Source organism: Nitrospirota bacterium (genome assembly GCA_040754395.1).
In the GTDB taxonomy this organism is placed as follows: domain Bacteria; phylum Nitrospirota; class Thermodesulfovibrionia; order Thermodesulfovibrionales; family SM23-35; genus JBFMCL01.
In genome coordinates this window covers 1-22,977 of sequence record JBFMCL010000019.1, presented here as the reverse complement: position 1 = coordinate 22,977, position 22,977 = coordinate 1, and the positions used below count along the sequence as shown (strand labels likewise).

At 50.6% G+C, this 22,977-nt stretch carries 15 protein-coding genes; 6 read left to right on the top strand and 9 right to left on the bottom strand.

Annotation, left to right across the window (positions count from 1 at the left end; genetic code table 11):
• The first annotated feature begins 48 nt into the window (after positions 1-48).
• The 5 genes from AB1552_10240 (at position 49) to AB1552_10220 (ending at position 9,272) form a co-directional block, all read left to right on the top strand.
• The gene (locus AB1552_10240; protein MEW6054146.1) at positions 49-3,771 is read left to right on the top strand and encodes a PAS domain S-box protein; all 3,723 of its coding nucleotides are present in this window, start codon (positions 49-51) and stop codon (positions 3,769-3,771) included.
• A 101-nt stretch (positions 3,772-3,872) separates the two neighbouring features.
• Complete coding sequence (locus tag AB1552_10235) at positions 3,873-5,282, top strand: HD domain-containing phosphohydrolase (GenBank protein ID MEW6054145.1); 1,410 nt, start codon at positions 3,873-3,875, stop codon at positions 5,280-5,282.
• A gap of 47 nt (positions 5,283-5,329) precedes the next feature.
• On the top strand, positions 5,330-7,900 hold the full coding sequence (locus AB1552_10230) for an ATP-binding protein (protein ID MEW6054144.1): 2,571 nt from the start codon (positions 5,330-5,332) through the stop codon (positions 7,898-7,900).
• Positions 7,893-8,267: a response regulator gene (locus tag AB1552_10225; GenBank protein MEW6054143.1), complete on the top strand. Its 375-nt coding sequence runs from the start codon at positions 7,893-7,895 to the stop codon at positions 8,265-8,267. The genes AB1552_10230 and AB1552_10225 overlap by 8 nt, the downstream gene beginning before the upstream one ends.
• A gap of 6 nt (positions 8,268-8,273) precedes the next feature.
• Positions 8,274-9,272, top strand: coding sequence for a response regulator (locus AB1552_10220; GenBank protein ID MEW6054142.1), 999 nt, complete (start codon positions 8,274-8,276; stop codon positions 9,270-9,272).
• A 14-nt stretch (positions 9,273-9,286) separates the two neighbouring features.
• Here AB1552_10220 and AB1552_10215 read toward each other — a convergent pair whose 3' ends face one another.
• The 9 genes from AB1552_10215 to AB1552_10175 all read right to left on the bottom strand — a co-directional run bounded on the left by AB1552_10215 (position 9,287) and on the right by AB1552_10175 (position 21,438).
• Positions 9,287-10,267: an NrpR regulatory domain-containing protein gene (locus tag AB1552_10215; GenBank protein MEW6054141.1), complete on the bottom strand. Its 981-nt coding sequence runs from the start codon at positions 10,265-10,267 to the stop codon at positions 9,287-9,289.
• A gap of 54 nt (positions 10,268-10,321) precedes the next feature.
• Positions 10,322-12,991 carry a molybdopterin-dependent oxidoreductase gene (locus tag AB1552_10210; protein ID MEW6054140.1) on the bottom strand — a complete coding sequence of 890 codons (2,670 nt, stop codon included), beginning with the start codon at positions 12,989-12,991 and terminating at the stop codon, positions 10,322-10,324.
• A gap of 32 nt (positions 12,992-13,023) precedes the next feature.
• Complete coding sequence (locus tag AB1552_10205) at positions 13,024-14,646, bottom strand: NuoF family protein (GenBank protein MEW6054139.1); 1,623 nt, start codon at positions 14,644-14,646, stop codon at positions 13,024-13,026.
• Complete coding sequence (gene nuoE, locus AB1552_10200; GenBank protein ID MEW6054138.1) at positions 14,636-15,115, bottom strand: NADH-quinone oxidoreductase subunit NuoE; 480 nt, start codon at positions 15,113-15,115, stop codon at positions 14,636-14,638. The genes AB1552_10205 and nuoE overlap by 11 nt, the downstream gene beginning before the upstream one ends.
• Before the next feature lie 15 nt (positions 15,116-15,130).
• Positions 15,131-15,352 (bottom strand): hypothetical protein, encoded by a 222-nt coding sequence (locus AB1552_10195; GenBank protein MEW6054137.1) that lies wholly within the window; start codon positions 15,350-15,352, stop codon positions 15,131-15,133.
• A gap of 52 nt (positions 15,353-15,404) precedes the next feature.
• Positions 15,405-16,970 carry an FMN-binding glutamate synthase family protein gene (locus tag AB1552_10190; GenBank protein ID MEW6054136.1) on the bottom strand — a complete coding sequence of 522 codons (1,566 nt, stop codon included), beginning with the start codon at positions 16,968-16,970 and terminating at the stop codon, positions 15,405-15,407.
• A 441-nt stretch (positions 16,971-17,411) separates the two neighbouring features.
• Positions 17,412-18,386 (bottom strand): NrpR regulatory domain-containing protein, encoded by a 975-nt coding sequence (locus tag AB1552_10185; GenBank protein MEW6054135.1) that lies wholly within the window; start codon positions 18,384-18,386, stop codon positions 17,412-17,414.
• A gap of 62 nt (positions 18,387-18,448) precedes the next feature.
• Positions 18,449-20,050 (bottom strand): FMN-binding glutamate synthase family protein, encoded by a 1,602-nt coding sequence (locus tag AB1552_10180; GenBank protein ID MEW6054134.1) that lies wholly within the window; start codon positions 20,048-20,050, stop codon positions 18,449-18,451.
• Positions 20,051-20,181: 131 nt separating this feature from the next.
• Positions 20,182-21,438 carry a helix-turn-helix domain-containing protein gene (locus AB1552_10175; GenBank protein ID MEW6054133.1) on the bottom strand — a complete coding sequence of 419 codons (1,257 nt, stop codon included), beginning with the start codon at positions 21,436-21,438 and terminating at the stop codon, positions 20,182-20,184.
• Between the two features lie 1,149 nt (positions 21,439-22,587).
• Here AB1552_10175 and AB1552_10170 point away from each other — a divergent pair.
• Positions 22,588-22,977, top strand: a 390-nt coding sequence (locus AB1552_10170; GenBank protein ID MEW6054132.1) for a M48 family metalloprotease, incomplete at its 3' end; no start/stop codon positions are given.

Here is a 22,977-nt window from a genome sequence, read left to right as displayed (position 1 = left end):
AAAATCCATTGCAGATACTTCATCTGACGATTTGTGGGAAGGGAAGCCTTGGCATCTCAGCCTAACACAAAGACTCCCCGTAATCTGATCGCCGTCTTTCTTTTCCTGTCCATTGGCATCGGTCTCCTCGGATACCTTTTCTACACAGACCAGCAGAAAAAGGTCAGAGATCTCCGGGAAAAGGAACTCGCGACTGTCGCAGATTTGAAGGTCGGCGAGATTTCAAGGTGGCGCAAGGAACGCCTCGCAGATGCCACCGTTCTTTTCAAGACACCTTTTTTTGCCTCTCACATCCGGCAGTTAATCCGTGAGCCGGCAGACGCAGAAACTCAACGTGCGCTGCTCGGATGGATGACATCAATAAAAGATATTTACGATTACAGGAGCGTCGTTCTTTTTGACGGTACGGGAACACTTTTGCTATCGACTGATCGCGACGAAGAAATATCCGGGCCTCACACGCAACAGCTGGTGCATGACGCATTGCAGTCGTGGAAGGTTCTGCTCACAGATTTCCACCGCAGTGAAAAGACCGGGGATATCAGCATCGGGCTGGTGGTCCCGGTCATTGATGCAGAAAATTCCCGTGCCATTACAATCGGCATGTTTCTTTTCCTGATTGATCCCGGCCAGTTCCTTTATCCACTCATCCAGACCTGGCCTTCGCCGAGCAAGACAGCGGAGACACTGCTGGTGAGGCGGGAAGGGGAAGAGGTTGTTTTCCTGAACGAACTTCGTCATCAGAAAAATACCGCGCTTCTGCTCCGCTTACCGCTCGCACAGAAGACCCTTCCGGCAGCGATGGCAGTCCTTGGCAAGGAAGGCATCGTTTCAGGGGTTGATTATCGTGGTGTCCCTGTGCTTGCAGCCCTCAAAGCCGTCCCTGACTCGCCATGGTTCATTGTCTCCAAAATCGATCAGAAGGAGATATATGCATTTTACAGTCTCCGTTTCAGGCTCATCCCGATACTCATATTCTCACTGATCGCAGGAGCAGGACTGGTAATAGTCGCCATGTGGCGACACCAGCAGTCTGAATTCTACCGCAGGCAGTACGAGACTGAAGCAGAACGCCTCCTGTTTGCACAGCGCTACGAATATCTCACAAAGCATGCCAATGATATCATCCTGCTGACTGACAAAGCCGGAAAGATCCTGGATGCAAATAAACGCGCTTCTGCCTTTTACGGATATTCATATGATGAACTGCTGCGCCTGAATCTCAGGGATTTGCGGACCTCTGCAGCCCGCCCCCACCTGAACGGGCAGATGAAATCGGTTGAAGCGCTCAACGGCCTGATATACGAAACCGAACATCAGCGGAAAGACGGATCGGCATTCCCTGTGGAAGATAGCTCACGCGTTATGGAGGTCGGAGGGAATAAGTACTATCAGCATATCATACGGGACATCTCGGAACGCAAGGAGAACGAAAGGAGATTGTTCCATGCAAACAGGCTGTACGCGGTACTGAGCCAGATCAACCAGGTTATCGTACGAACGCATGACCGGGAACACCTTTTGCAGGAGGTATGCAGGGTAGCGGTTGAATATGGCGGGTTCAGGATGGCATGGGTCGGCCTTACAGATCCTCTCTCGAAAAAAGTAACACCGGTGTCTGGCAGCGGAATTGAGGACGGGTATCTGGAAATGATGCGTACTTCCTACGAAAACCTGCCTGAAAATGTCGGCCCGGCGGGCAGGGCGATCCGTGAGGGAAGACATTATGTATGCAACTATATCATAAACGACCCTGACATGGCCCCATGGCGCGAAGAGGCAACGCAGCGCCACTACCGTTCTTTTGCGGCATTCCCGCTCAAAACCGGCGGCACAGTAACAGGAGTCTTCAGTCTCTATTCATCAGAAGCGCATTTCTTCAGCGAACAGGAAGTCAGGCTCCTTGAAGAGGTAACCATGGATATCTCATACGGACTCGATAATCTGGCACAGGAAAAAAGACGCCAGATATCAGAGGAAAAGCTTCAGGAGAGCGAGGCAAGGCTCCAGAGCATCTTCCGGGCCGCGCCGGTTGGGATAGGCCTCGTCTCGTCTCCGGACAGGATACTGCTTCAGGTGAATGACAGTGTATGCGAAATGCTCGGCTATCTGCCCGAAGAGCTTATTGGAAAAAGCGCTGAGATGCTTTATCCGACAAAGGAAGACTTTGAGTATGTCGGCAGGGAAAAATACCGTCAGATACAGGAAAAGGGGATCGGCACCGTAGAAACCCGGTGGAAACGGAAAGACGGGAGCATCCTCGATGTTATCCTCAGCTCATCTCCGATCGATCCTTCCAGGCTGTCACTCGGCGTTACCTTTGCGGCGCTGGACATCACCGAAAGAAAACGTGCAGAGGAAGACATAAAGAGATATCACGAGCATCTCGAGGAACTCGTAAAAGAACGGACAGCCGAACTGGAAAAATCCAAGGACATTCTTCTTCGTGAAATCGATGTGAGGAAACAGGCTGAAGTGCAGATTCAAATGCAAAATACCGTATTATCGGCAATCAACAGGATACTTTTTGAAACCGTTCAGTACGAGACAGAAGAAGAAGTCGCGAAAGCATTCCTTGCCATAGCCGAGAATCTTACCGGAAGCAGGTTCGGTTTTGTCGCAAAGATTACTACCAAAAGCCGGGCAGACACGCTTGCGATAAGCAATCCCGGATGGGATGCATGTGCCATGCCGCATTCAGTCGCGGTTGAATCTCTCAGAAATATGGAAATACTGAGCTATTGGGGAAGGGTGCTGAGAGAAGAGAAATCCCAGATAGTCAATAATCCGGATTCTGACCCTGACAGCCGGGGGATTCCCGAAGGACATCCCACGATCACCTCATTCATGGGAGTTCCTCTGAGATACAAGGGGAAAACGATCGGACTGATCGGACTCGCAAACAAGGAAACAGGGTATGACCGTAATGATCAGCAGGCGATCGAGACTGTATCAGCCGCTTTTGTTGAGGTACTGAACCGGAAGCGCGCAGAAAGGATAATTCACATACTTAACAGGGAACTCGAACAGCAGGTGCAGAACCTGTTTGCCGCCAATAAAGAACTCGAGGCATTCAGTTACTCAGTGTCCCATGACCTTCGTGCCCCGCTTCGCCACATAAGCGGGTTTATCGATCTGCTGAATGTCAGGACATCTTCTCTTCTGGACGACACAGGACGTCATTACCTTAACATCATTTCAGATTCCGCCAAACGGATGGGGAATCTTATTGATGACCTGCTTGCGTTCTCACGCATAGGCCGCGCTGAACTGCAAAAGACAAAGATTGATGTCATGTATCTGCTGAAAGAAGTAATCCGGGCTTTCCAGCCTGACCTGAAGGAGAGGGATGTCCATTGGGACATCGCACCATTGCCTGAAGTGTCAGCAGACCGCTCAATGCTCCGGCTCGTATTGGAAAACCTCCTTTCGAATGCGCTGAAATTTACGCGAACAAGGGAACAGGCGCGGATTGAGATCGGTTGTAATATAAAGAACAATGAATACGAATTTTTCATTAAGGACAACGGCGTCGGATTCGATATGAGATATGCGGACAAACTCTTCGGCGTGTTCCAGCGCTTGCACCACCAGGAGGATTTCGAGGGTACCGGCATCGGGCTTGCCAATGTCAGGCGCATTGTCCACCGCCACGGCGGCAGGACCCGGGCAGAAGGAAAGGTTGACGGAGGGGCAACGTTCTTTTTTTCACTGCCAGGGGAAAAAACAATAGCGGACTCCGGACAAGATACCACAGACAATATCCCATAGTCTTTTTCCCTGCCGCGGTTTCCTGCGGATAACATGGCACGATATGTTGCCGCGGCTTTACTTTTTTGATAGCATCTTATGCAGGGATAAAGCACCGTTAGATGAAAACATCTTTACATATCCTGTATCTTGAAGATGAGCCGAATGATGTGGAACTGGTGCAGTCAACCCTTGTCGCAGGGGGAATTGACTGCCGCATCGTGCGGGCAGAAACACGCGAAGAGTTCCTCCAAAGTCTTACCCGGTGCGAATTCGACCTGATCCTTGGCGACTACCGGCTTCCCGCCTTTGACGGCATCGAAGCACTCGAGATCGCAAAGGAAAAGTGTCCGGATACCCCGTTTATTTTTGTGACCGGCACAATGGGTGAAGAAACTGCGATCGAGACACTGAAGAGCGGCGCGACTGACTATGTAATGAAACAGCGGCTGCTGCGGCTCGTCCCGGTCGTGAAACGGGCATTGAAGGAATCTGCGGAACACAGGGAGAAAAAACAGGCAGAGGAAAAAATCAGGCAGGCAGCGACAGAATGGAGAGAGACCTTCGATTCAATGCCTTACGGGGTAATGCTCATCGACGCTGACCTGAATATTACACGGGCAAATCAGTCTATTTCTGCGCTTTTCGGGGTACCGCTCGATCAAGTGCTGGGGAAAAAATGTCACGAGATCATCCATAACGGGAAGAGCCCGATAGAAGAATGCCCGCTGCCCAAACTCAGTGCCACAAGGAAAACCGCAGAAGTGGATTTCCGCGAGACCCGGATGGAAAAGCATTTTCAGGGATACAGTACGATTATATATGATGACGCAGGTGCGGTTAAAGGATACATATTGTCGCTGCTTGACATCACAGAAGCCAAAGAAAAGGAAAAAAAACTCCTGGATAGCCGTAACGCATTTTTCAATATGCTTAAGGAAACCGATTTCGCATACAAGGAACTGCAGACAATATACACCGGTCTTATCCATGCCTTTGTCAATGCCATTGACGCAAAAAGCCCATGGACTAAGGGTCATTCAGAACGGGTGACGCATTATTCGGTAACCATAGCAAAAAGTATGGGAATTAAAGACAAGGATATCGAGGAACTGAGGATTGCCGCACTACTCCATGATATCGGCAAGATAGGCACCTACGACACTATTCTCGACAAGCCCGACCGTCTTACCGACGAGGAATTCGCCCTCGTGAAGATGCATCCTGCAAAAGGGGCTGATATCCTGAAACCAGTCAAACAGTTGAGCCATCTTGTGCCCGTCATCAGGCATCATCATGAACGAATAGACGGGAGAGGATACCCTCATGGACTGAAAGGTGACGAAATTCCTCTTGGCTCGCGGATAGTCCATATTGCCGATTCATTCGACTCAATGACCGCAGACCGTCCCTACAGGCCGGCGCCAGGAAGGGAATATGCGATATCCGAACTCAGACGCTGTGCCGGCACCCAATTCGATGCTGAGATTGCCGGGCTGTTCGTCACGATCCTGGAAGGGCCGGCAATATAACGGCGGCTCAGGATAAAGAACATTTTCATAACGCTGCAGATAACGACATGAACAACAGGCACAAAAAACCGTCCGGCATTCCCTGGCACCTCATTATCTTTTTTCTGGTGCTTTCTACAGGCATTGGTGCAATAGGGTACTACTATTACAGGGGTCAGCTGGAAAACGCAATGAAAGAAAAAATGAAAGAACTCAGTGCCATCGCCGACCTGAAAGTCGAACAGATAGAACACTGGCGCGAAGAACGGATGATTGATGCAAGCTACATTTACAATAATCCCGTGATTGCCGACCAGATCATGCATTTGCAGAAAAACCCTTCATCTTCAGTACACAGGAGAGATATTCTTGGATGGATGAAGCCTGTGCAAGAGAACCGGCATTATGAACAAATGTACCTTTTCGACAGAGAGATGAATGTCCTGATTGCTCTCCCGGAACAGCACGGCGAGTTCTGTCCGGAAATGAAGATGCATCTTGAACAGGCAATGCATACAAAACGTGTCCTCATGACTGATCTTTTCCGGAACAGGGCATTACATATTTACATGGATATTGTGATTCCTCTTATTGCACCTGCCGGGGAGGATACCCCGATAGCCGGTTTTGTCGTACTCAGGATAAACCCGAATGATTTCCTGTATCCCCTGATCCTGTCGTGGCCTGTACCGAGCACAACCGCCGAGAGCTTACTGATCCGGCATGAAGGCGGTGAGGTCATCTTTCTGAACGAACTGCGCCACAGGAAAAATACTGCCTTTATCATGCGTTTCCCTGTCACAAAAAAGGACCTTCCTGCGGCAATGGCGTCGAGAGGGATCAAAGGAGAGGTTGAAGGCATCGACTATCGGGGGGTACCGGTCCTCGCAGCAATAAGAAATATCCATGATTCACCGTGGCATCTTATTGCAAAAGTGGACAAAAGCGAGGTCCTTTCACTTCATCATTTACAATTCAGGCTCATCGCCTCCCTCTCAGGCATTCTGATCATTGCTTTGGGATTAATCGCAGGTATGCTCTGGCGGCATCAGCAGGCACAATTCTACCGCAGACATGAGGAAAGATTCAGGCAGTTGTTTGAAAACATGAGCAGCGGAGTAGCGGTATATGAGACAACGGATAACGGAGAAAATTTTCTCTTTGTTGACATGAACCATGCAGCAGAACGTATAACCCATGTAAGCCGGACCGATATTGTTGGGGAAAATGTCACTGATGCATTTCCGGGTATCAGAGAAATGGGCCTGCTCGAGGTCTTCCAGAGGGTCTGGAGATCCGGCACTCCGGAAACATATCCGGCAACACGATACACGGATGAAAAATTATCATTCTGGGTGCACAATTATGTCTATAAACTGCCATCCGGTGAGCTTGTTGCCATATTCGATGACATTACCGAACGCAAACAGGCTGAGGAGGCGTTGCATTACCAAGAGGCTCTTTTAAAGGAAACCGGAAGGATTGCAAAGGTCGGGGGCTGGGAATTTGACACGGCAAGTCTCAGAGGAACATGGACTGATGAAGTGGCACATATCCACGATTTTGATCCGGATGACGAGACGAATGTGGAAATAGGCCTGAGTTATTATCAGGGTGAATCCCGCACCAGGATTGAGACGGCAGTCAAAGAAGCGATTGAGATGGGAAAGCCCTATGACCTTGAACTGGAAATGACCACACCGAAAGGAAATCACAAATGGGTCAGAACGATCGGCCATCCGATTGTCGAAGATGGCAAGGTTGTGAAAGTGCGCGGTTCCTTTCAGGACATCACCGAACAGAAGCATGCAGAGAAGGAATTGCGCATCTACAGGGACCACCTCGAAACTCTGGTCCAGGAACGGACTGCCGAACTCGAACAGGCGAATGTGCGGCTGAGGGAACTCGACCGTCTGAAGTCCATGTTCATCGCCAGCATGAGCCATGAACTGAGGACGCCGCTGAATTCCATCATCGGGTTCACCGGCATTATCCTCCAGGGCATGGTCGGTCCTCTGAACGAAGAACAGCAGAAACAGCTTACGATGGTGAAAAACAGCGCACGTCACCTGCTTGATCTCATCAACGACATCATCGATCTGAGCAAGATCGAGGCGGGAAAAGTGCAGTTGTTTGTCGAGGAATTCGACCTCAGCATCCTCATGCAGGAAGTTTTCAGTTCATTCAGGAACTCAGCAGAGAAAAAAGGTCTCGGGTTCTCCCTTCACATGCCTGATTCCGTTGTGGTCGTGAGCGACAGAAAAAGGATACAACAGGTCATGCTCAACCTCGTCGGGAATGCCATTAAGTTTACGGATAAAGGCTCGGTAAAAATCGTCGCGCGATACGGGGAGCAGGGGACAGACAGGAAAGGCCGGGAACCCTCGGACGACGGGTTTATAGAAATCACTGTCGAGGATACCGGCATCGGCATCCGGCAGGAAGATATGAACAAGCTGTTTACCGCTTTTGGAATGGTACGTGTCGAAGGGATGCCGGTTCAGGAGGGGACAGGGCTCGGCCTGTATCTCTCAAAAAAGCTTGCGGCGCTTCTTGGCGGTACCATAACCGCCGCAAGCGAATTCGGCAAAGGGAGCCGTTTTTCTTTTACACTCCCAGTACGGAGGGGTTATGCCTAAGAGAATCTTGATCGTGGAAGACAACGAGAACAATATGTACCTCATTACCTTCATTCTTAAAAACAGAGGGTACGGGGTCATTCAGGCGTGGACAGGTGAGGAAGGGATCGCGCTTGCCGGAAAGGAAAAGCCTGACCTGATCGTCATGGACATCATGCTCCCGGGAATCGACGGATTTGAGACAACTAAAAAAATACGGGCATCGGATGACCTGAAACAGATTCCGGTTGTTGCCCTTACCTCCTATGCCATGGTCGGCGACAGGGAGAAGGCGATCGAGGCAGGCTGCACCGGATACATCGAAAAGCCGATCAATCCTGACACATTTATGGAAGAACTTGAGAAATACCTTCAGGCAAAGGGATGAAGGAAGATGAAAATCCTTATTGTGGATGACAGGGAAGACAATGTATATATGCTGAAAACCCTCCTTGAAGGCAGCGGGTTCGAGGTCGCCGCTGCAGGCAACGGAGAAGACGCGCTTGCGGTCATGGAAACAGAAAAGATTGACATGATCATTTCTGACATCCTCATGCCCAGAATGGACGGGTTCCAGCTATGCAGGAAAGTGAAAGGCGAGGAAACGCTGAAAAACATCCCCTTTGCGTTTTATACCGCCTCCTACACGGACGACAGGGACGAGGAACTGGCGATGAAGATCGGTGCCGACCTCTATATCAGAAAACCGGTCGAACCTCCGGAGTTGCTGGAGATTATCCGTAATCTCATCGAAAAGTCCGGCGAGGGCAGGGTCCGTTCCGAACCGCCTGCACAGGAGGAACACGAGGAGGTACTGAAGCTTTACAATGAACGGCTCATCAGCAAGCTGGAGCAGAAGATGGCAGACCTGAAAAGGGAAATCTCCGAGCGCAAAAAGGCAGAACATGAAAGGGACTACCTCTTCAATCTTTCGCTGGACATGCTCTGTATCGCCGGGTTTGACGGCTATTTCAGGCAGTTGAACCCTGAATGGGAAAAAGTGCTCGGCTGGCCGAGAGAAGAACTGATGTCAAAGCCCTTTCTTGAGTTTGTGCATCCTGATGACAGACAGCCATCTGTCATCGCCATGCAGGCGCTGTCAGACGGGAAAGAAGTCCGCGATTTTGAAACCCGCTATCTCAGCAAAGACGGCCCCTTCCGTTGGATCTCATGGAACTGTTTCCCGATGGTCGAAGAAAAGCTGGTTTTAGGGGTTGCGCGTGACATTACCGAGCAGAAAAAAGTACAGAAGGAACTGCAGAAGCGAATTAAGGAGCTCGAGGAATTCTATGATATCGCCATCGGACGGGAACTCAAGATGATTGAGCTGAAGAATGAGATCAGCGAGCTGAAGAACCGGTTAGCAAAGTATGAAGCGGTTGAAGAAGAATGAAAAGCCGCAAAGTCCTAAAGGAGTTCTCTGAAGTCCCCAAGGTCCGCAAATGCATGCAGAGTCGACATCGCCTTTGTGACCGACGGTATCCCTGATTCTTCGAGTGCGGCGATCGGGTTCAGTCCTCCGACGATTACCATACCCGCTTTATCCATACCCACCGGCATTTCCAGAAGCGGCTGATTGGGGTTGCCGATAAGCAGTATGCCCCGGATGCTATTCTGCTCCATCACTCTGCGCATCTCGTCCGCCTTTTCCATGCTCACCACCGGTATTTCCCTGAAGCTTGCCAGGACCTTTCCCGAATGATTTCTTACTGCCCCTGTAACATCCGTCATCCTGCTCTTTATGAATATCTCGAGCGGGTCAAGAGACGAACCTTCGTAACTGATGAGTGCCGTGTATCGCGAGGGCTCGGAGTCCTCAATCTGCAGCACCCCTCCGAATCTGGATGTGACCGGGATACCCGCCTTCAGGAAAATCCCGTTAATCGTCACGCTGCATACCGTACCGAATCCCACCTGTCCCTCAGGGACAGCGACCGCTCCGATCTTTTCACCTGCCCTCCTGAGCATGACTTTATCAGACATCACATACGGGGAGGCAAACACCGGTTCCATGACGGCAATCGCGTCACTCAGATGCTCTTCAGGAAACCAAGAGACATTCAGGATGACATCGCCCTGGTTGTGTGCAAAGTCCAGGTTTGTAAGGTACGAGAGGGTCTCGATCCTGCTGATCACAAACCCGACCTTTTCTGATACAAGCGCCTGCGGGAGTTCCTCCCTGCCCTTCCCGGTGATCATTCTTCCCTCTTTTCCGAACACCCGGGTAAACCCCCGTTCATCGAGTATCCTGAGATGGTAACGGACAGTCCTTTCTGTGAGATTAATCCCGTGCAGCTTCAACTGCCGTGATATCTCCCGTGAACCGAGCACAGTACCCTGGTGCTGTTCCAGTATTTTCAGAATTGCCAGCATAGTCCTGTTCATCATGCATTCCTTCTGCGCTGCCGCCCCGTGCACGCAGGAAAGCTCTGCAGGCTCCTGTTACACACCACGGGCAGCAATTTCACTGTTTCCGGATCTTTTCCTGCGTTGCCTTCCCTTTTCGAATCTGACGGCGCATATTTTCATCTCCGGCGTCCCGGACATTTCATCACGCACCGGATTCATCAGCTGATTGATCTTTTCCTGCTCCATCCGTATGACCGCAATCCCGGAAGGAGTTCCATGCGATATCCGCGCATCGGTCTCTATGGCGCCATGCCGGGAAATGATCCGAATCGTCTCACCATCAGGGATTTCAAAATCGTCGGCATCCCTTTGATTGATCTCTACACAATTCTTCGTCCTCAGCGTGCAGAGCCCCCCGACTTTCTCCGACACGATGTCTGAAGAATAGAGATCGCATTCAGTGGTCAGGATAATCGGGTAATCCACATCGGTTACCTCGGCCGGTGATGCATACCGGAGAGGGAACAGCCTGAACCTGCCTATTTGTTCGGGCATGCTCTGAATAACGGAAAGCACCTCGGACAGTATGTCATCGTCATTTCCGTAGGCAAAGCCGGTGTTTTTCATCCTTGTTGCCAGTTCGCTCAGTATCGCCCAGTCAGCACGCGAATTCCCTTCCGGCTCGAGTGCTTTCCTTATGCTCTGCGCCTTTCCCTCAGTATTGATGATCGTGCCGTTCTTTTCGGCAAAGCTCGCCGCCGGCAGGATCACATGGGCATATTTTGCCGTTTCAGTAAGGAACATATCCTGATACACGACAAATTTAGCCTTTTTCAGCGCAGCGTGCACTTTTTTCGCGGGAGCAAGGGATGAAGCCGGGTCCGCTCCGATAATATAGAGCGCCTTGATTCTTCCTGCGAGCGTGGCATCGAATATTTCTGCAAGGGTGAGACCTGGAGCGGGATTCAGGGTGCAGTCCCACAGCGATTCAAATTTTTCCCGTATCTCCGGGGAACCAACAGGCTGATAGCACGGATAGTAATCCGGCATGCATCCCATATCGCACGCCCCCAGTGCATTGCTCTGCTCCGCAAGGGGATTGAGCGCAAGGGGATGCATGATGTTTGCGGTAAGGATTGCAAGGTTTATCAGCGCACGTACATTGTCCGTCCCGTGAGAATACTGGGTAATTCCGGATCCCCAGAAAACCGCTGCAGGCTTGCGAGATGCATATATCCGTGCGGCATCCTCGATGAGATCCCGGGGAACACCGGTTATTCTCTCAACCCTTCCAAGGGAAAATTCATCGACAGATTCCCTGAACTCCCCGAAATTGCTGCAATACATCTCTGTGAATGCACGGTCAGACAGCTCCTCTTCAACGATTACACTGCACATGCCCATAATAACCGCCAGTTCCGTACCGGGATAGGGCTTCAGCCACTTTTCCGCGCGGAGGGAAAGGTCAGTTTCATTCGGGCTGATAACAAGAAGACTGGCACCGTGTTCGACGGCCCGTAGTATTTTCAGTCCGAGTACAGGATGCGATTGGGTGATGTTTGCACCTGCAACAAGGACAGAAGCCGCCTGTTCAATCTGCTCCGGAATGTGTCCGGCCGCACCCGGGAAGCCGTTTTCATCTGCAGTATGCGGAGCAAACCCGACACATTGTCCCGTATTACGGAATGCGGAGATATTCGGACCATAGTACAGCCTTGCCGGGGTGTCGATGTTATTGCTGGACATAACTGCCCGGGCGAATTTCTGCGCCACATAGGCGTCTTCATTGCTGAAACGTACTGATGCGATGAGCGCAAACTCGTCTCCCTGGAACTTCTGCAGATTTCTGGCGATCAGGCCGAGGGCTTCATCCCAGGAGGATTCTGTACACTCCCCTTTTCCCGAACCTGCCTTCCCTCTTATTAAGGGGTTTTTCAGTCTGTCAGGTGAATGCACAAACCCCATGCCAAACCTTCCTCTTACGCAGAGATTGCCATAATTGACCGGGTTTGCCGCATCACCCTTCACATGAACGATTTTATGGTCTCTGATGCCGAGATAGATCCCGCATCCTACACCGCAGTGCGGGCATACAGACCTGATCTGCTGCAGCGGTTTCTCCGGATTTCTTACCGCAAGCGCGCCGACAGGACAGCGGATCACGCACTCTCCGCATGAAACACATGATGATTCTGCTATCGCCTTATCACCAAATGCGGATATTTTTGTATGAATGCCCCTTCCCGCAAAATCGATGGCATCGACTTTCGCAATCTCACGACAGGTACTTACACAGAGGCCACAGAGGATGCACTTGTTGTGATCCCGCTGGAAAAAAGGATTTGAATCATCAACAGGCAATCCAGACTGCGGCAGCCGCAGGTTCTGACGGATTTTCTGCTTGTCGATCTTCATATATGCCATGATCTTCTGCAGCGCACACTGCCCTTTCTTCAGGCAGTTCCTGCAGTCCATATGATGGTTGGCAACGATCATCTCGACTACAGGCCGTCTTGCCCTGTCGACCTCATCACTGTGAGTGGATATCGTCATCCCTTCCTGCACAGGGGTTCGGCAGGAAGTCACCAGTTTGCCGTTGTCAAGCGCGACCAGGCAGACACGGCATGCCCCTGCAGGTTTCAGATCCGGGTGAAAACAGAGGTGCGGGATATAGATTTTGTTCTCCAAAGCCGTTTCAAGGATGGTTGCACCCTGCCAGGTCTCTGTCTTTCTGCCGTCAATTATGCAGCCAACTCTTCCCATCGGGCCCTCCTTTTCTCAGTCAGGCAATTGATTCATTCTATGCCGCATACTCCTGCCGGACAACGTTTGTCATGTATATGCGCTTCATACTCATCCCGGAAATAGCGGATCGTGGTAATCACGGGGTTGGGAGCCGTTTTGCCAAGTCCGCATATCGAACCCTTTTTTATAGAGTCTCCCATTTCAAGGAGGAGTCCGATGTCCCCCGGCCTTCCTTTCCCCCTTGTAATATCCTCCAGTATCTCGAACATCTGGCGGGTCCCGAGCCTGCAAGGGATGCACTGGCCGCAGGATTCTCTCTGGTTAAAATCAAGGAAGTAGCGTGCGACATCCACCATGCAGGTATCCTGGTCCATTACCACCAGCCCCCCCGATCCCATGATCGAGCCAGCCTTCGTAAGCGAGTCGAAATCCACCGGCATGTCTACCATATCTGCCGGGAGGCATCCGCCCGAGGGTCCTCCGGTCTGAACCGCTTTCAGTTCCTTTCCGTCCTCAACTCCGCCGCCGATATCAAAGATTATCTCTCTCAGCGTTGCCCCCATCGGGACCTCGATGAGACCACAGTTCCTGACCTTTCCGGTAAGAGAAAAGACCGCGGTGCCCTTGCATTTCTCTGTCCCCCTCCGGGCAAACCACTCTGAACCGTTCGTGATAATCAAGGGGATATTCGCAAAAGTTTTCACATTGTTGAGAAGCGTCGGTCTGTTCCACAGTCCTTCTTCTGTAGTCCGCGGACGCGGCATCGGTTTCGGCATCCCCCTCTTGCCTTCTATTGAGCGGACCAGGGCTGTTGATTCTCCGCACACAAATGCGCCCGCGCCCTGGAATATCTCCAGATCAAAGCTGAACTCACTGTCCAGGATGTTCTCTCCCAGCAGGCCTTCCTGCCTCGCCTGTTCTATCGCGGTCTTCAGCCGGCTGACTGCAAGAGGATACTCTGCCCTCACATAGATGAACCCCTTGTGCGCTCCTATTGCGTAGCCGGCAATAATCATTCCCTCAATGACCGAATGAGGATTTCCCTCCATGACCGAACGGTCCTGGAATGCTCCGGGGTCACCTTCATCGGCATTGCAGATGACATACTTAATGTCTCCCGGCGCGCTGCGGCAGGATTCCCATTTCCGGCCGGCGGGAAAGCCTGCTCCTCCCAGCCCCCTCAGCCCCGATCGGGTCACCTCCGCGAGAATTGCCTCAGGGGTCATATGAGAGATCGCCTTATGCAATGCCTTGTACCCGCCAACCTGAATGTAGTCGTCAATATTTTCAGGATCAATGCTGCCGCAGTGCTGTAATATTGTCCTTTCCTGCCTGCTGTAGAAAGGAATCTTCCGGTAGTGCACAATCGGGGTATGGGTAAGGGGATCATGATACAGGAGCCGGTTCACGGGTACGCGTCCCGGTGCAAGGGATTCGACTACCTCGGGCAAATCCTCGTTTTTCACCTTCGTGTAGAAAATACCCTCCGGTTCGATCACCACTAACGGTCCCTGCTGGCAGAACCCGTGGCATCCTGTGCGTTTTACCAGGATGTCACCGTTCTCCGCATCGCTTTTGAATTCCTCCGTGAGCGCAGTGCAGAGATGTTCGGCGCCTCCCGAAACACAGCCGGTGCCCTGACATATAAGGATCGTACGCTGGTTATCCGGCACTCGTGCCTCCGTTGCCATTTCCGTTTCCGTCGAAAAGGTTTTTCGCCTTTTCCGGGGTCATGTCCCCTGCAACTTCCCTGTTTATCCGTATGCAGGGGGCAAGCGCACAGCAGCCAATACAGGCAACTGTTTCAAGGGTGTATTCGAGGTCCTCGGATGTCTCGCCTTCCTTCAGATGAATCGAGTCCTCGATCTCGTGGAGGATCCGGGGTGCGCCGCGAATATGACAGGCAGTGCCCCTGCACACCGCCACTCTTTTTTTGCCCAGTGGCAGTGTTCTGAACTGGGCATAAAAGGATGCGATTGAATACAGATGGCTCTCCGGGACATTCACAAACCGCGCGATTTCCCGCATTACCTCCTCAGGCAGGTACCCGAGGTTCTCCTGCACCTCCTGCAGGATCGGGACAATCTCATTTCTTGTTCCCCTGTACGATGCCAGGATCTGGTCTATGATCTCTTCTTCCATGTTCTTGCCCTTTCCTTACTTCTTTCCGAAATCCTCGCGCATCCATACGCGTTTCCTTCTGAGGTTCTTGTCAAAACTGAGTATGGAGCACATTGCGCGGCAGATTCCGCATCTGTTGCATTTGTTGGTATCCGCATATACGTTGTTGTCCTTCTCCGAGATACTGATTGCTCCGGCAGGACAGCTGACCATGCAAAAGGGTGATGCACAGAATTTATAGCAGATCAAATTAAGCATTGTTTTCTCCTCTCTATTGATTCAGGCGTTTTTTACCAGTGCAATCATTATCTCAGCCCAGGATATTCTCAGCTTCTTTCATATCAACGTCCATGAGATAGGGAATCCCGGAAACCTCGGCAGCTTCCCTTGTCAGCGACATGATGTCGTCCCTGTCGATGTATTTCAGTGCGAACTTGCGGGTGCCTGCCATAAGCTGTTTGAGCCCGACCGCAAGCCTGTCATAATAGGTGTAGATGCCGATTGCCGCAGGAGGTATCTTTTTAATATCCTTGCCGAATTTTTCCTTGAGCTGTGCGGCCCCGTTAAAGGTTCTCATGAGCGCTTCCTCATATTCCTTTCCTTTTCCGTATGCCTCTTCAATGAGCTGGCCCTGGGTCTTGCCAACCATGCCCGCGGTCAGTGTCGAACGCCCCATGCAGATCGCCTTTACAAAAGGCGCGCCGAGCGCGATCGCCTTGAAAATATGGTCCTCAAGCACGATTCCGCCTGCGATGGCGACTGAAGGAATGAATTCACCTTTCTCTTTCAGCCTCCTGAGGTATTTGTAAAGCAGGCATTCAAGATACACGGTCGGGATTCCCCATTCATTCATCATTCTCCATGGGCTCATGCCCGTTCCTCCGCCTGCGCCGTCGACGGTGAGGAGGTCCATCTTTGCCATCGACGAATACTTCACCGCACGCGCCAGATCAACCGGCCTGTATGCGCCTGTTTTGAGTGTTACATATTTGGCGCCGATCTTCCGCACCCGTTCCGCTTCCTTCATAAACGACTCCTCATCCACCATGCCAAGCCGCGAATGGCGTTCGAATTCCGCGATACCTCCCAGTTTGTGCGCTTCCTGCACCGACTTGTTTTCAGGGTCCGGGAGGACAATGTACCCGCGTTTCTTGAGCTGCAGCGCTCTGTCCAGCGTCGGGAGCTTCACTTCACCTCCGATGCACTTTGCGCCCTGCCCCCATTTGAGCTCTATGCCCTCAACACCGAGTTTTTCCACCGCATATTCCGCAACTCCGAGTCGGGTATCTTCAACATTCAGCTGCACAAGCATGGTCCCGTATCCGTCATACCAGTCCTTGTAAATCTTCACCCTTCTGGCGAGTTCAGGGGAATTGGTGATCCTTCCGTTCTTGATTTCCGCCTTTGGGTCCATTCCGCAGACATTCTCCCCGCAGACGAGTATGGAACCGCTGATGGCAGCGCCCACCGCCGTTCCCTCCCAGTTTACCCGCGCAATCTCCGTGGACCCGAGTGCGCCGGTGAAGACCGGTACCTTCATCGGTATTTTTGTCCCCTGACCGCTGATTTCCGTCTCAACGCTTACCGCAGGAAACGTCGCCTTGTCAGGGTCTGCTTCCGCACCTACTGCGCCGACACAGGTTCCATGGATATTGAAGTGAGAAAAATCCACGGGATAATCCTTTTCAGAACCGGAAATAACCTTTCCAAACGGCTGCGGATAGATGATTTCCCGCCCCCGAAGAGCGGATCTTCCCACCTCGCAGTACCCGGGACATCCGTCAACGCAGTTGACGCACAGACCGGACATGGGCGAAGGGGATACCCTCGTCGTTGTTACAGTTGCGGCACTTGCATTCGGTTTGCTGAGAGTCATGTTCTCCTCCTTTGGTGGTAAGTATTTCTTATTTTCATGAACGTGATTTCAGTATTTCTTGTGCACGAAGGCAAAAAAATCCCTTATATCACCTCCCCTTTTTTCATTATCGGGGCACCTTTTCTTCAGGGACATACGTTGAGGGCAACTTTTGCAGGAAAGCAAGGCACAAAAATGTGTTATGTATCTGACCGTCTTCATTTTCGTCGGCAAACGGTTACCTATTGCTTTCTCACAGCATATGAAAGGAATGCATAAAAGTCAAGCAAAAAATGTTGCGCTCAGAAACCCTTCAGTGAAGGGTTTCTGCGTTCATTAATTATGTAATAATTTGGAATTATCTTAAGGTATGTACTGTGGAGATTGAACGAAAAACTGCCGGAGCATCAGGGGGGAAGGCTATGCCGGAGAGCGGTGCAGAGAACCGCCGGATACGGGCAGTTACAGGATTTCCCTGAATTTCACGAGGTCAGTAAACCGGCAGAGCGTTGACATTGCCTTGCTTACTGTAGTTATGCCTGCTTCCTCAAGCGCGGCGATCGGATTCAGCCCGCCTACAATGATCATCCCCGCCTTGTCCATGCTCACCGGCATTTCAAGAAGCGGCTGATTCGGTTTTCCGATCATAAGGATGCCACCGATTCCTTTTTCCCGCAGCGTCTTCTGTAACTGTACGGCCCTTTCGACACTGACGACAGGGATTTCCCTGAAGCTCGCAAGTATCTTGCCTGAATGATTCTTCACCGCGCCCTTAACATCCGTCATCCTGCTTTTTATGAATATCTCAAGGGGGTCCATTGACGATCCTTCATACCCGATCAGTGCGGTAAACCGCTGGGGGTCTGAATTTATCTGGAGCACTCCGCCGAATTTCGAAGAAACCGGAATGCCGTTCTTGAGAAATATTCCGTTTATCGTCACACTGCAGACAGTGCCGAACCCTGCCTGGCCTTCGGGCACGGGTATATCCCCGATATTTTCGCCGCTCCTTTTCAGAACAACCTTATCGGACATGACATAGGGAGAGGAAAATACCGGTTTCATGATCCTGAGCGCCTCGCTGATCCTGTCTTCCGGAAAATAGGAGAGATTCAGGATAATGTTTCCTTCCTGCGTGTCGAGATCGAAATCCGTGAGATAGGAGAGTGTTTCAATCCTGCTGATCACAAAACCGATCTTTGTGGAGACAAGCGCCTGGGAGAGTTCCTCCCTGCCCTTCGGGGTGATCATTCTGCCCTCCTTGCCGAATACCCTGGTGAACCCCCGCTCATCAAGGATTCTGAGATGGTACCTTACCGTCCTTTCGGTGAGGTCCAGCCCGTGCATCTTCAACTGCCGTGATATGGCCCTGGAACCGCATATCTTTTCCGACTCCTTGTCGAGAACGCTCAGAATGGCAAGCATCGTTTTCGTCATAAACGCACGTCTCCTTTTCAAGCAGCGGGGATACCTTCACAGTATCCCCGCCCTGTTCAACACTATACCGCTGCCTTTGCAATCGTTTCAATACCGAAAAGTATCCTGTCAGCTTCTTCCATATCTGATTCCATTACATAAGGAATACCGGTCACCTCGGTCGCTTCCTTCGTCAGTGATACGAGGTCGGACCTGTCGATGTACTGGATCGCAAATTTCCTTGCACCAGCCATAAGCTGCTGTAGGCCTATCTGCAGTCTGTCACAGAAGGTGTACATCCCGATCGCGCCGAGAGGGATCTTTTTGTAGGCCTTCCCGTACTTTGCCTTCAATGTCTCGGCGCTCACGAATATTTTTTCCGCAGAGTCACCGTATTTCTTGATTTCCGCAGGTAGCTTGTCGTCCTGGATCCATCTCTGGATATTCTTTCCGACCATGGCAGGTACCATTGTGGCTCTGCCCATGCATACCGCTTTCACGAACGGTGCGCCCAGCGCAATTGCCTTGAACACATGATCCTCAAGCGCAAAACCTCCCGCAATCGCGAGATCCGGCACATATTTGCCCCTTGCCCGTAATTCTTCCGCGAATTTGTATGCGAGGGCTTCAAGGTAAATGGTCGGGATTCCCCATTCGTTCATCATCCTCCACGGGCTCATTCCGGTTCCGCCGCCTGCACCGTCAATGGTAAGAAGGTCTATCTGGGCATCCGATGCAAACTTCATCGCCCTGGCGAGATCCGCAACCCTGTAGGCGCCTGTCTTCAGAGAAACGAACTTTGCCCCGATCTTCCTGAGATATTCGACACTCTTCATGAACCCTTCATACTCTACCATCCCGAGTCTTGAATGCCTTTCGAATTCCCTGAATGCCCCTTCCTTGAATGCCTTCTGGACAACCTTGTCATCGGGGTCGGGAAGTACGACATATCCCCTCCTTTTCAGTTCGAGCGCCCTGTCGAGGGTTTTCAGCTTCACCTCTCCACCGATATTCTTTGCTCCCTGCCCCCATTTCAGCTCGAGGCATTCAACCCCGAGTTTTTCGACCGCATACTCAGGAGAGCTGAGCCTTGCATCCTCAACGTTCTGCTGAAGAATAATTGCGCCATGGGTATCTTTCCAGTCGTTGAATGTTTTTACTCTTCTTGCAAGTTCAGGGGAATTGACCACTCTCCCGTTCTTGATCTCGGCATCAGGGTCCATGCCCACGACATTCTCGCCGATTACCACCATGATGCCCGAGACGGCGGCACCCACTGCCAGCCCTTCCCAGTTGTCCTTCGCAATGTTGGTCGATCCGAGCGCGCCGGTGAAAACCGGGACTTTCAGGCTGACCTTGTGATCCCTTCCAAGTGTCACTTCAGTGGAAACATTCGAAAAAAGCGCCTTGTCAGAATCCGCTTCCATTCCTATTGCGCCGATACATGTCCCCTGGATGTTCAGATGGGAATAGTCCACCGGGTACTCCTTTGTTGCTCCGGCGGTTACCTTGCCGAAAGGCTGGGGATACAGCACCTCCCTGCCTCTGTAGGAAGATTTTCCGATCTCGCATATACCCGGGCAGCCGTCAAGGCAGACTGAACATATGCCTGAATATGGCGCCGGGTCCTGTACCCTGTTTTTCGTTCCTGTCGCAGCGCTTGCGTTCGGTGTTCCGTAATTCATCTTTTTTCCTCCTCATAGTTTAGTATTATTTAACAGATAAATGTTAAATTTCAGTATTTATTAACTTCCCGGGCAAAAAAAATCCTTCAGACTGAACAACCCTACCATTTTTCAGCACTTAAATGCTGCGCTTAAGCGCTTACCAAAAAGATTTCTGCGCTATCACCCCCTTCGTTTTTCAATAAAGATGCGGATTCCTTGCTCAGGAACAGGGAATCCCCCGCTCCAAGCATCTCACCTTTACCGTCAATCACTACCGAAATATCCCCTTTCAGGACATGTAATAATTTTTTCCCTCCGGCAGGTATTACCTGGCCTTTCACTTTCGCATAAGGTTCTATGACAATCAGGGTTCCGGACATTTTGCCGTTACTGACGATGCCAAAACTTTTTGCGCCGCTCTCTTTCTGCACGATATTGGCAAAGACCTTTTCCTTTCTGATAAGCCACGGTTTCTCTCCTGATTTTTTTTCAAGGGTGTCCGAGAGGCTTACCCCGAGGGCATTACAGATCTGAATGAATGAATGCAGGGACGGGGTGATCTGGTTGTTTTCCATCTGCGAAATGAAACTCGGGGTCAGATCAACCTTCTCTGCAAGCTCCTTCTGGCTCATTCCCGCTTTTGTGCGCAGATCCTTTATTTTCGTGCCTATATCGTAGGCAGGCTCCTTTCTGACGGTCGTGATCGATATGGTTTTTTCGCTTATTTCGTATGCATGCGGCTTGAATGCTTCCCTGTTGGGACGCCCTTCAAGTTTCAGTGCCTTGATCCAGAGTTTGTCCTTTCTTTTGTACAACTCAAGGACTACCTGGGTAATATGCCGCAGATTTGCCTTGAACTTCTGACTGTGCGCGTCCTTTTCGAGGAGCCAGTAGGCGACCGTTCCGAGGTCATACAGCCGCGGGCAGATATAGGTAAAAAATTTGTACGTCCTGTTTTCATCTCCCCAGAGGTCCTGCATGCCGGTCAGGCTGTCAAAGATATATCTGCCGCCTGACTGGAATTTGTCCTCAAGGGAATTGAGGAGGGAAGTAAAATCATCGATATTTCTCGGGTCTCCAACCCTGATTACGTTATACCCTGTGTTGTTGTCGTAAAACTTTGTAAACGCCCTGTCATTCTTGCCTTTTCCTGAAGTAAAGCAGTCAAGAAGGATGAATTTCTCTTTCGAGGGAATGTCTCCGATCTTCTGAAAGATCGTCTGCGGCGATTTGTTGAAGCTGACATAAATGACATCCCTGTTCTCGGAAAAGGACTGCCGTATGAAATTCAGTATGAAGATTTCTGGGGCGGTGCCCGCCTCCACTTCCCAGACGACATTATCTCCGACGTAGAGCGAATCTACAAGCCTGTCCAGATCCTTTATGCCGGAGTCAATTCTCGCCATGGTAATCGGTAAACGGTTGCCTATTGGCTTTTAATCTAAAAATTCGGGAAGCCGTTTGTCAAGGGAGAATTCAGGAAACAAGCATGTGACTGACCTTCCAATAAGCAATCGCTAACTTATACCCGCCCGGTGCCTCTTTAATTGACGCCATCAGGCAGGGCGAATTGCCTCATCAAAAATCTATATAAAAACGATTCGTTGCCTTATTTAAGAATCTATAAGAAAAAATCGGGGACTGTAAAATATGACGTATCTTGCTTTGAATATGAGACGTTTTATTAATGGAGTAGCAAAAAAAACGGGGGGAAGTTTCACAGATGATGTTCGAAGGGTATATAATCGATGCCATCACGAACGGAGTTCATGCAGCGACTTGGACAACAGAACCCTTTCAGAACCTTTATGACAGGCATATACCTGGCTGGAGAGAGGACAATTTCAGCCTCTGATATGCTTCTAAGCATCCCGAAATACGAGGTCTGGGAGGCCCATGCCTTGCCTTGGCGAAAAATGGATTGATTCAGCATGCAAACCGAGAAACCGGAGCAGTACTTGGTCTAAGGATGCCTCATCGCTTTATGATAAATTTGGAGAATGTTTTTATTCCCCTTTTCTATCATGACAGGGACCGCTTCATCGAAATAATGCGCTCTGCCATTGCTCTGAACGGTTCTTTCTTTAATACCCAGTGATGCTGGAGTATGTGTTGAGAGCGTATTTCTGAACATATCACCGATTTTCCTGGTATGCCAGACCTTGTACGAATAAGAATAATAGAGGAAATAAAGGAGCAAGCATGAAATATCTGGAAAGGGTTAAAAGAGCCATCATATAGATCTGGCGGTGGCAAACAATCCCTGATTACATCATTATTTGACGTTGTGGGCATGATCGTTTTTTTTCAATAGCCAACTGGGTTCTCGGCATTGTATTGAAATGAAGTTCTGCGCTTTTTTTGCTACACTATACATTGTCGGTTCCACAGGATCAGCAATCAGAATTCATTGCATTTGAGCAATGATGGAACTGGAAATTCTATCCAGAAACAAGTCCTGGATATGATATTAAACGAATAATCCAGGATGAAACAGGCAGGATTCCGGTCTGTATGAAAGACGGGGAAATTCTTTGCCGGAAAAGGAGGGAACAATGCGCAGAGTACTATATTTCCTGATAACCAACCTGGCGATTGTAATAGTGCTGGGAATTGTGTTGAGAATTCTCGGTGTTGAACCTTATCTGACCGCGTACGGACTCAATTACCAGTCTCTCCTTATATTTTCTGCTGTTTTCGGTATGGGCGGGGCATTCATAAGTCTTGCGCTCTCGAAGTGGAGCGCAAAGAGACTTACAAGGGCGCAGGTGATCACTTCGCCTGCAAGTGAAACAGAGCGTTGGCTCGTCAAAACGACAGGAGAACTTGCTTCCAGGGCGGGCATAGGAATGCCCGAGGTTGCCATATTTCCCTCTGATGACATGAATGCGTTTGCAACTGGCATGAAGCGGAACAACGCCCTTGTAGCTGTCTCAAACGGGATG

Bases quoted from the DNA above. Each gene is read 5' to 3' on its own strand.
- AB1552_10235 (MEW6054145.1), top strand. From the start codon at position 3,873: ATGAAAACATCTTTACATATCCTGTATCTTGAAGATGAGCCGAATGAT.
- AB1552_10230 (MEW6054144.1), top strand. From the start codon at position 5,330: ATGAACAACAGGCACAAAAAACCGTCCGGCATTCCCTGGCACCTCATT.
- AB1552_10225 (MEW6054143.1), top strand. From the start codon at position 7,893: ATGCCTAAGAGAATCTTGATCGTGGAAGACAACGAGAACAATATGTAC.
- AB1552_10220 (MEW6054142.1), top strand. From the start codon at position 8,274: ATGAAAATCCTTATTGTGGATGACAGGGAAGACAATGTATATATGCTG.
- AB1552_10215 (MEW6054141.1), bottom strand. From the start codon at position 10,267: ATGATGAACAGGACTATGCTGGCAATTCTGAAAATACTGGAACAGCAC.
- AB1552_10210 (MEW6054140.1), bottom strand. From the start codon at position 12,991: ATGGGAAGAGTTGGCTGCATAATTGACGGCAGAAAGACAGAGACCTGG.
- nuoE (MEW6054138.1), bottom strand. From the start codon at position 15,115: ATGGAAGAAGAGATCATAGACCAGATCCTGGCATCGTACAGGGGAACA.
- AB1552_10195 (MEW6054137.1), bottom strand. From the start codon at position 15,352: ATGCTTAATTTGATCTGCTATAAATTCTGTGCATCACCCTTTTGCATG.
- AB1552_10190 (MEW6054136.1), bottom strand. From the start codon at position 16,970: ATGACTCTCAGCAAACCGAATGCAAGTGCCGCAACTGTAACAACGACG.
- AB1552_10185 (MEW6054135.1), bottom strand. From the start codon at position 18,386: ATGACGAAAACGATGCTTGCCATTCTGAGCGTTCTCGACAAGGAGTCG.
- AB1552_10180 (MEW6054134.1), bottom strand. From the start codon at position 20,050: ATGAATTACGGAACACCGAACGCAAGCGCTGCGACAGGAACGAAAAAC.
- AB1552_10175 (MEW6054133.1), bottom strand. From the start codon at position 21,438: ATGGCGAGAATTGACTCCGGCATAAAGGATCTGGACAGGCTTGTAGAT.